Genomic DNA, 9,991 nt, shown 5'->3' with positions numbered 1-9,991 from the left:
CCTAAAGTAAAGAAAATTGTTACTGTTGGTTATTCTTTAAAAGATCAATCAAAAATTTTTGGCGATAAATCTATTGAAGAAATTGACAAAATATTAGATTCAAAGTGCAGAGAACTTCTTGAAAATGATTTTGATTCTACTTTATCCCATAATTCCTATAATGATTACGATGGTCTAATAGTAACTGTTAGCTATCCACAATCTAATAATCGCTAAAGTATGCCTTAATTTTCCGATAAAATAATAAACCTCTCTTTCATTGTGATTGAGAGGTTTTTACACTTGAGATATTTATGCTTTATAAGGAATTTCCAACTTCTATACTTATTTCGTAAAACTTATCTAGTATATCTTCTAATTTTAGATTTTTCTTAATCTCTCCTGATTTATCCATAATTTTATTTCCTTTGTGCATCATAATTAATCTATCTCCATACTTTAAGGAATATTTTAAATTATGAGTTACCATTAATGCCGTCAAATGTTTTTCTCTCACGATTTTATTTGTGATTTGCATGACTATCTCTGCAGTCTTTGGATCAAGTGCTGCTGTATGCTCGTCTAAGATTAAAAAGTCTATGGGCACAAGAGTCGCCATAAGTAGCGCAAGGGATTGCCTTTGACCTCCAGATAAAAGCCCAACCTTGTCATCTAACTTGTCCTCTAGTCCAAGTCCAATTTCACTTAGCATTTCTCTATAAATTTCTTTTTTCTTCTTATTTATTCCACGAGTTAAATTCCATGATTTATTTTTATTTTCTGCCATTGACAAATTTTCTAAAATTGTCATATTCGGAGATGTGCCAACTTTTGGGTCTTGAAATACTCTTCCAATTTTTTTATATCTTTTGTGTTCAGGAATTTTTTTAAGATTTTCATCATCTATTAATATTTCTCCACTATCTTCCCTTATGGAGCCGCAAATAATATTTAAGAGTGTGGACTTTCCTGAGCCATTGGAACCGACTATGGATACAAATTCTCCCTTTTCAACTTTTAAATTAAAATCTTGAAATAATTTATTTTCATTTATTGTTCCAATATTAAAAGTTTTGTCAATTGATTTAAGTTCAAGCATTTTTAACCCTCTTCTTTCTTCTTCCCGCGATTAAAATTACAAGAAAAATAATTGCTGTTATAAGTTTCATTGAGTTTGCTGAAAATCCTATTGCAATTGCCAAGGCAATGGATGCTTTGTATAAAATTGACCCAATTAAAACTTTTGTGGAATCTTTAATATAACTTAAATTTTCTAAAAGTTTTATCCCAAGGACAACTGCCGCAAGTCCCATGACCATTGATCCCGTTCCCATGGAAACTTCAAAAAACCTCTGCTCCTGAGCTACTATTCCGCCACTTAATGCCACAAGTCCATTTGAAAAGGAAAGTCCTAAAATTTTTACTGTCCCTGGATCCACTGCCATTGTCCTAACAAGAATCTCATTATCTCCGCAAGCTTTTAAAATAAAACCTGCCTTTGTCTTTAAAAATTCATCTAATAAAATTTTTATAATTATAACTGTAGGAATCATAATGAGTAATACTGTGAACTTTGATAATTTTTCGGGAATAAAATTTGCCATTCCCATAGTAAAAATAGTGCTATTGTTAAAAATTGGAACATTGGCTTTGCCTGCAATTTTTAAATTAATTGTCCAAAGTGCAGTTTGCATTATAAGCCCTGCCAAAAGGTCTTCTACTTTTAATTTTATGTGGATTAGTCCAGTAAGAGAACCTGCAATTGCACCTCCAATAAAACTTATTAAAAGTGCAAATGCTGGATTTATTCCCTTTAAAATTGCAAAAACGCTTATAGCAGCACCTAGTGGAAAAGATCCGTCCACAGTTAAATCTGGAAAATCTAAAATACTATAAGCTATATAAAGACCAAAAGCTAAGAAACTATAAGTTAACCCTTGTTCCATTACTCCCATTAAAATATCCATTTTATTTATTTACCTTCTGCTAAATTTATTTCAGAAAAATTTTCTACTGCTCTATCGACAAGATCCTTTGGTATTTTTATTCCAAGATTTTCCGCAACCTTTGAATTAAGATATAAATTTGGTTCTAAAATTGTTTCGTAAGGCATTTCCTTTGCCTTTTTTTCGCCCTTTAAAATTTTTGATGCCATCTTTCCAGTTTGATTTCCAAGAGAGATGTACTCAATGCCTTCTGAACCAAGACAACCCATTTTAACTTGCTCAATTTCTGAACCAAATACAGGAATTTTCTTTTCATTTGCCTTGTCGAGAATAGTTGGAAGTGAATTTACTACTGTGTTGTCCAAAAGATTTGTAATTGCATCAACCTTTGACAAAATATTATCTGTGGCAAGTGGTATGTCTGATGTTGTGTTTATTGCTTCATCGACAATTTTAAAATTATATTTTCCTGCAAGATTTTTATAAATTTTTAACATTGAATCAGAATTTGCTTCACTTGATGTGTGAAGAATTCCAATATTTTTTGCATCGGGAAGAATTTCTCTAATCATCTTTAATTGCTCTTCTACGGGAAGAATATCGCTTGTACCAGTAATATTTCCCACTGGATTTTTATTTTCATCTGCAACTTGTGCCGCTACTGGATCGGAAAGCGCTGTGTAGACAACAGGAATATCTGTATTTAATGTTGCATTATAAGCACTCATAGCAGCTGGTGTTGCTATTGCAATTATCATGTCAACTTTATTTGACACAAAAGAGTTTGCAATTTGTGCAGAAATTCCCATGTCTGCTTGCGCATTTTGATAATCAATTTTTAAATTTTTACCTTCAACAAATCCATCTTCCTTTAGTCCTTCAATTACACCTTCTCTGCAATTATCTAGCGATGGATGTTGTGCAAACTGAAGTATCCCAATTTTTAAAACATCATCTCCACTTGAAGCACTCTCATCTTTTCCGCCTTTTGCACAACCTACTAACAACAATAATGACAATACTAACAAAATTTTTTTCATTTTTTTCTCCTTTTCCTCAAACTGTGAGAGAAGGATGGAAATAAAAAAAGACTTCCATCCCTAATGGGACAAAAGTCTAAACTTCTGCGGTACCACCCAATTTTGCATAAAGCACCCTCTCATCAATACTAACATATTGGTCTTATTTTAACGGCTAAGTCCCGTCGGGCATTACTCTAAATTAAAAAATTTATTTCTTCCCGCCCTCAGAAGTCCATTCACTTAATAATCGCATACAACTCTTTCACCAATTAAGTCGCTCTCTTTGATGTTCATAAGAAGTTACTACTCTTCCTTATCAGTTTATTAAATAATAATATAAACTCATCTAAAAATTTTGTCAAGGATTTTTTTACTTTTTTATATATTAAGTCTAAAAAACTAATGCTTTTGTATTTGCAAAGTCTATTGGCTTTTAAATTTTTTGTGACTTTTATGTTTAGTTTCATAAAAGTAAAAAAGAAGCACCTCGCGGATGCTCCTTTAAAAACTATTACATTTTTGAGAACATTTGGTCGGCCCACCATTCTTCCTTATAGATTTCGTACTGACCTGTCACTTGTTCTAATTGAAAATTTTCCCAATATTCTAGTTCATCATATAACTTATTTGCATTTTTATCATTTGTATTTTCCTTCGCCTTATTATAAAAAGCAATAGAAGAATTTTTAATATCCTTTGCAATAGCAAATACATTAAGTGCAAGTCTTGCCTTTTCTTGGTCGACTTTTCCCCAATCATAATCTTCTCTCTTTGTAAGCTTTGCCTTCATTTTATCTACAAAAGATGTTTCGTCCTTTGACTTCAAAGATTCTTTTAGTCCCTTTAAATAAGATATATGTTCTTCTGATTGATTTGAAAGTGATTCAAAAATTTTCCCTGCATCGTCTCCCTTTAAAATTTCAGCTGCCTTGTCACAGAATTTAATAGATTCTTCTTCAATGAAAAGTGCTTCATCAACAATTGTCATTTCATTTTCAAAAATTTTTTCGTCATCTTCTGCTGAATATTTTTTGATCGTCTTTAGGTATTCAATGTTTTCAAGATCTGTTCCACTAAGTTCAACATTAGCTGCAGTTTGTCTTGAATAAGAACTCTTAACTTGTGAATTAGTCTTTTCTGGAAGAATTTGACATACCCCACCTACGCAACCTGCTTCTTTAATTGAATTTTGTCCAAGTGCAATTGCTTTTTCATTTATTGGAAGAAGTTTTTTCTTTGCATCACCATAAACTTTTGTAAAAGCTTTTATAACTGATTCTGTCTTAACCGTATTTGTAACTTGTAAAAATGCACCTAGCATTACCATATTCGCTACTTTTGCATTTCCAAGTTCATTTGCTAAATCATTTACTGGAATAGAAAAAACATTTACGTCATCTCTTGTTGGTGCTTTTTTAACAAGGGATGAATTTATAAATAAATTTCCGCCTGGCGCAACATATTGTTCAAATTTTTCTAAAGATGGTTCATTCATTACTACTACATCTGTCGCTTGTGAAATTACTGGAGAACCAACAGGTTCGTCTGAAACTACTACTGAGCAGTTTGCTGAACCTCCACGCATTTCTGGACCATAACTTGGAAGCCATGATACGAATTTGTTTTCAAGCATTCCTGAATAAGTTATAAGTTGACCCATTGCCATAATACCTTGTCCGCCAAATCCTGCGGCAATAATATTTCTTGTAGCCATTATTCATCCCTCCTAAAGTTTCCAAGTGGATAATATGGAATCATATTTTCTCTTAACCATGCAAGTGCATCTGCAGGAGGAAGTCCCCAGTTTGTTGGACAAGATGATAATACTTCAACTATTCCAAAGCCCTTGCCTTCTAGTTGATATTTAAAACATTCTTTAATTGCTTTCTTAGCCTTTCTAATATTTGCTGGAGTGTCTACTGAAACTCTTTCAACAAATTTTGCTCCGTCAATTGTAGCAAGCATTTCAGAAACTTTAATTGGCTTACCACACCATGCTTCATCTCTTCCATAAGGAGATGTAGTTGTAACTTGACCAACTAAAGTTGTAGGTGCCATTTGTCCACCAGTCATTCCGTATATTGCGTTGTTTACGAAAATTGTTGAAATATTTTCTCCCCTATGTGCTGCTTGAACTATTTCTGCAGTACCAATAGATGCCAAGTCGCCATCACCTTGGTATGTGAATACTAAATTATCTGGATGTACTCTTTTTATTCCAGTTGCAACAGCAGGTGCTCTTCCGTGAGCTGCTTCGTGCATGTCGCAATTAAAATATTTATATGCAAGAACCGCACAACCAACTGGTGCAACTCCAATTGCATCATCTAAAACTCCTAGTTCAACTAAGGATTCAGCCACTAATTTATGGATTACACCGTGAGTGCAACCTGGACAATAGTGAGTTTCAGTTCTAGTCAAACCTTCTGAATATTTATATAAAACTTGTTCATTAGTTTTTTCCATTATTTGAGACCTCCTAAAACTTTAAGGGCAGCTTCTTTAATTTCTTCCACATTTGGAATTACGCCGCCTTGTCTTCCAAAGAAGTGAACCTTTTGTCTACCTTCAACTGCAATCTTAACATCGTCAGTCATTTGACCTTGATTCATTTCACAAACTAAAATGTCTTTGCAATTTGGATTTATTCCTTTGAAAGCTTCGTATGGATATGGCCAGCAAGTAATTGGGCGAATAAGTCCTACCTTATAGCCTTCTTTTCTTAAATGTTCAATTGCACTTTTTGCAATTCTAGCAGTAGTTCCATAGGCACTAATTACAAGATCTGCATCCTCAATGCCGTCAATTTCTACTCTAATTTCATTTTCAGTAACTTGTCTATATTTTTCAATTAAGTGTTTATTATGTTCTTCAAGTTCATCAGCAGAAAGATAAATTGAATTTATAATATTTCTTTCTCCGTGATTTTTACCCTTGCCTCTTGTTGCCCAAGTTTTTTCAGGAAGAACCATTTTTTCTTGCATTCCAAATTCAACTGGTTCCATCATTTGTCCAAGTACACCGTCACTCATAATTACAACAGGATTTCTATACTTGTCTGCTAAATCAAAACCAAGTTCAATTAAATTTACAAGTTCTTGCACAGAAGATGGTGCCAATGTAATAGTTCTATAATCGCCATTTCCGCCACCTCTAGTTGATTGGAAATAATCTGTTTGAGAAGGTTGAATTGAACCAAGTCCTGGACCACCTCTCATCATATTTACTATTACGCAAGGAAGTTCTGCCCCTGCCATATAAGAAATACCTTCTTGCATTAGTGAAACTCCAGGAGAAGAAGATGAAGTCATAACTCTTGCTCCAGATCCCGCAGCACCATATAGCATATTTATAGCTGCAACTTCAGACTCAGCTTGCAAAAAACATCCGCCAATCTTTGGAAGTTCCCTTGATAAGTATTCAGGAATTTCAGATTGAGGAGTAATAGGATAACCGAAAAAATATTTGCAACCAGCTTCAATAGCTGCTGCACCAACTGCTTCGTTTCCCTTCATAAGTACCTTTGTCATGTAAACACCCCTTAAGAAATTTTATAAACTGTAATAATTGAATCAGGACAAGTTATTGCACAGTTTTGGCAAGCAATACAATCTTCTGGTCTTTTTGCCATTGCAGGTGCATAACCTTTTTTATTAATAGTGTCGATGTCAATTTCAATTACATTTTTAGGACATACAGTTACGCATAGTCCACAACCCTTACATCTGTCACTTTCAAACTCAACTCTACCTTTAGCCATTATTTACCTCCTATAACATCCAATCTTCTCTAAAAAATAAGTCAATGGGAAAAACTTCCGCTGCTAAATTTAAAGCTCTAACTTCACTCTCAATACTCCTTAGGCAAACTGCATATACATAGGGAAGATTTAATTTCTCTGAAACTTCCCTTGCAAGCTCATCACCATACAAAATATCATCAGCTGTGGTCTCTTTTAAAAAATGAGTAGTATTTATAATCCCCGTAACCCTAGTTTGTGAATGACCTTCAACTTGTCCGATAAAATCTCGCACGGACTTAAAGTCCTTAGTCTCTGGTCTATTTCTATTTATTACAAAATAGTGGTCATAACCCTCTCTTTTTAAAATATCTCTATACCTTCCAAGAGAAAGGGAGCCCTTTGGATTTCCTCCAACATCTAATACAGCCATGTAATTTTTATTTTCAAGTGGCTTTAAAATTGCTGGATCAACTGCTGGTATGTCCAAGGCATTTTTTTCACGCATACTAGATGAAAATGATTCCACGCCTTTTTCGCTTAAAATATCCATTTTCTCTCTTAGTCTAAAGTATGTATTAATAATATCCAAGTCAACTGCTGCAACATTGTCAAAATACTTTTTTAAATATAAAGCATAATTAATTGAAAATTCAGTTTTTCCACTGCCAAAGTGTCCTGTAATAATTTTTATTCTGTTGCCTGTTTCTACTTCTGTGTACATTTCTCCTCCCTTCTAAAAGACCAATTATATTATACATCAATTGCAAAAAATTGAAAACAATTGCAATATACTTTTCCCTTCATAAATTCTAAAAAATATTATAATTAGTGAGTTAAAACCTACATTTTATTTTAAATTTTTAATTAAAATATTTTTAAAAAAATAAATCTTTTAATAAAACTTTACTATTTAAAATTTGACTAATTTTTAGAAAAGATATATATTATTAGCAGAGGCATAGATTGAGTGCTAATAAAGAAAGGTGATTATATGAAAAATAAAAAATTCAATGCCGAAACAGAAAGATTAATGGACTTAATGATTAATTCCATTTACACAAATAAAGAAATATTTTTAAGAGAATTAATTTCAAATGCATCTGATGCAATGGATAAAATGTACTACATCGCCCTTAATGATGACAATGTAAAATTTAACCACGAAGATTATTATATTAGAATTACACCAGATAAAGACAAAAGAACAATTACAATAGAAGATAATGGAGTGGGCATGACTGAAGATGAACTAGTGGAAAACTTGGGTACAATTGCAAAGTCAGGCTCTTTTGATTTTAAAAAATTAAATGAAAAAAATGAAGACCACGAAATTATTGGACAATTTGGCGTAGGCTTTTACTCTGCCTTTATGGTTGCAGATGAAATTAGTGTCTTGACAAGATCCTATAAAGAAGATGAGGCTCATATTTGGAAATCAAAGGGAGCAAAGGGCTACACAATTGAAGGTGGTAAAAAGGATTCTCATGGGACTGTTATTACTCTTCACTTAAAAGAAAATTCTAAGGATGAAGATTATGACAAATACCTTGATGAATACAAAATAAGAGAACTTGTAAGCCATTACTCAAATTACATTAGCTATCCAATAAAAATGGAAGTTGAAAAGAAAAGACCTGCAGCTGACTCAACAGAAGATGACCCAAAATTTGAATCTTATAGAGAAGATGACATCTTAAATTCATCTGTGCCAATGTGGAGAAAAAATAAAAATGAACTAAAGGAAGATGACTATAATAATTTCTTTAGACAAAGACATTTTGGCTTTGAAGATCCCCTAGCTCACATACACATTAGCGTAGAAGGCGTGATTTCCTTTAAGGCAATTTTATACATTCCTTCAAGAAGACCTTTTGATTTCTTAAATCCAGATAGAAAGGGTGGACTTGAACTTTACTCCAATGGAGTTCTAATAATGGAAAAATGTGAAGACCTTCTTCCTGATTATCTAAACTTTATAAAGGGAGTCGTAGATTCAGAAGATATTTCACTAAATATATCTCGTGAAATGCTACAAAAAACTCGTGAACTTCAATTAATAAAGAAAAACATTGAAAAGAAAATCCTAGAAGAACTTGCAAAAATTCTTAAAAACGACAGAGAAAAATATGCCGAATTTTTCAAAAACTTTGGCGTAAGTTTAAAATCTGGTGCCTACGAAAATTATGGAGCAGACAAAGACAAGCTAAAGGATTTATTTATATACACGACTACAAAGAGAGAAAATATAACCTTCAATGAATACAGAAAAGACATGACACCTGACCAAGAATTTATCTATTACGCAAATGGAAATTCCATAGAAAGCGTGAAGGAACTTCCACAAATAAAGCACTTTATAGATAAAGACATTGAAGTTATTGCACTAACAGACCCAATTGATGAATTTGTAATAAAAATGATGGATCAGTATGACGACAAAAAATTCAAATCAATTTCAGAAACTGATGCCACAAAAGAAGAAGATGAAAAAAATCTTGATGATTATGTAAAGAAAATGAAAGACATCTTATCTGGCGAAGTTTCATCAATAAGGGAAAATCCAAATCTAAAAGATGATGCAGCTTATCTATCAAGCAAAGGTGAAATTTCCATTGAAATGGAAAAAACTTTAAGCCATATGCCTAACAACCAAGGTTTTAAAGCCGACAAAGTTTTAGAATTAAATCCAAATCATCCCGCAGTAAAAAAATTAAAGGACATGGACAAAGATTCAGAAGAATTTAAAAATTACACAGAATTGCTTTACGATGGCGCAAGACTAATGGCAGGTCTCGACATAAAAGACCCAATCTCCTATGCTAGAAATGTATCAAAACTTATGTAATCAAAAGATTTTATAAAATTCAATTACAAATATTTTGCAAAGCAAAGGCTCTTTTCATTATGAGAAGAGCCTTCTTTACTAAAATTATTTTTCAATCTTTTCATTTTCACTAGCCTTAGATTCTTTTTCTTGCTTATCTAATTTTTCTAAAATAGTATTTAACTTTTCATTTAGAACAACAAAAACAACTACAATAAAAATATACATAGAAATAATTAAATCAGAATCGTTTTCACTAAAATTCTGTCCAATTATAAGTACCAATATGAAGTTTAAAAACAGATATAAAAATATTTTTATTATATATTTCATATAATTACCTCAAATTCATTTATTATTTATGGATTTTTCATTTAATTCTTTTTCTAAATTATCAAGCTTTTTCAACATATCATCAAACTTTTTGTTAAAGATAATGTGTTGAATTATTAGCATTATATACATTGAAATGCCAAAT

General features: G+C 32.2%; 11 protein-coding genes and 1 other annotated feature. Of the genes, 2 read left to right on the top strand and 9 right to left on the bottom strand.

Annotated features, from left to right (window positions below; all coding sequences use genetic code 11):
- Positions 1-216: hypothetical protein (locus MR285_RS03285; RefSeq protein WP_293557993.1), on the top strand; the 216-nt coding region annotated here is incomplete at its 5' end.
- 82 nt (positions 217-298) lie between these two features.
- On the opposite strand, the gene MR285_RS03280 is transcribed toward MR285_RS03285, so the two are convergent.
- The 8 genes from MR285_RS03280 to MR285_RS03245 all read right to left on the bottom strand — a co-directional run bounded on the left by MR285_RS03280 (position 299) and on the right by MR285_RS03245 (position 7,410).
- On the bottom strand, positions 299-1,078 hold the full coding sequence (locus tag MR285_RS03280) for an ATP-binding cassette domain-containing protein (protein ID WP_293557991.1): 780 nt from the start codon (positions 1,076-1,078) through the stop codon (positions 299-301).
- Positions 1,071-1,946, bottom strand: coding sequence for an ABC transporter permease (locus tag MR285_RS03275; protein ID WP_293557989.1), 876 nt, complete (start codon positions 1,944-1,946; stop codon positions 1,071-1,073). The genes MR285_RS03280 and MR285_RS03275 overlap by 8 nt, the downstream gene beginning before the upstream one ends.
- 5 nt (positions 1,947-1,951) lie before the next feature.
- Positions 1,952-2,965: an ABC transporter substrate-binding protein gene (locus MR285_RS03270; RefSeq protein WP_293557987.1), complete on the bottom strand. Its 1,014-nt coding sequence runs from the start codon at positions 2,963-2,965 to the stop codon at positions 1,952-1,954.
- Positions 2,966-3,026: 61 nt separating this feature from the next.
- Positions 3,027-3,273: a binding site (T-box leader), on the bottom strand.
- A 185-nt stretch (positions 3,274-3,458) separates the two neighbouring features.
- Complete coding sequence (locus tag MR285_RS03265) at positions 3,459-4,661, bottom strand: 2-oxoacid:acceptor oxidoreductase family protein (RefSeq protein WP_293557985.1); 1,203 nt, start codon at positions 4,659-4,661, stop codon at positions 3,459-3,461.
- Positions 4,661-5,413, bottom strand: coding sequence for a thiamine pyrophosphate-dependent enzyme (locus tag MR285_RS03260; protein WP_293557984.1), 753 nt, complete (start codon positions 5,411-5,413; stop codon positions 4,661-4,663). Before MR285_RS03260 ends, MR285_RS03265 begins: the two co-directional genes overlap by 1 nt.
- Positions 5,413-6,477 (bottom strand): 3-methyl-2-oxobutanoate dehydrogenase subunit VorB, encoded by a 1,065-nt coding sequence (locus tag MR285_RS03255; RefSeq protein ID WP_293557982.1) that lies wholly within the window; start codon positions 6,475-6,477, stop codon positions 5,413-5,415. Before MR285_RS03255 ends, MR285_RS03260 begins: the two co-directional genes overlap by 1 nt.
- An 11-nt stretch (positions 6,478-6,488) precedes the next feature.
- Positions 6,489-6,707 carry a 4Fe-4S binding protein gene (locus tag MR285_RS03250; protein ID WP_083635532.1) on the bottom strand — a complete coding sequence of 73 codons (219 nt, stop codon included), beginning with the start codon at positions 6,705-6,707 and terminating at the stop codon, positions 6,489-6,491.
- Positions 6,708-6,717: 10 nt separating this feature from the next.
- The gene (locus tag MR285_RS03245) at positions 6,718-7,410 is read right to left on the bottom strand and encodes an ATP-binding protein (RefSeq protein ID WP_293557977.1); all 693 of its coding nucleotides are present in this window, start codon (positions 7,408-7,410) and stop codon (positions 6,718-6,720) included.
- 270 nt (positions 7,411-7,680) lie between these two features.
- Here MR285_RS03245 and htpG point away from each other — a divergent pair, with 270 nt between their 5' ends.
- The gene (gene htpG / locus MR285_RS03240) at positions 7,681-9,534 is read left to right on the top strand and encodes a molecular chaperone HtpG (RefSeq protein ID WP_293557975.1); all 1,854 of its coding nucleotides are present in this window, start codon (positions 7,681-7,683) and stop codon (positions 9,532-9,534) included.
- 84 nt (positions 9,535-9,618) lie between these two features.
- Here the strand turns inward: htpG and MR285_RS03235 are convergent, their stop codons facing one another.
- Positions 9,619-9,846 (bottom strand): hypothetical protein, encoded by a 228-nt coding sequence (locus MR285_RS03235; RefSeq protein WP_293557973.1) that lies wholly within the window; start codon positions 9,844-9,846, stop codon positions 9,619-9,621.
- Positions 9,847-9,991 lie beyond the last annotated feature (145 nt).

The sequence above is a fragment of the Peptoniphilus sp. genome, from assembly GCF_022767005.1.
GTDB lineage: Bacteria > Bacillota > Clostridia > Tissierellales > Peptoniphilaceae > Peptoniphilus_A.
Note: the sequence above shows the minus strand (reverse complement) of the source record. Positions and strands in the feature narration are given on the sequence as shown.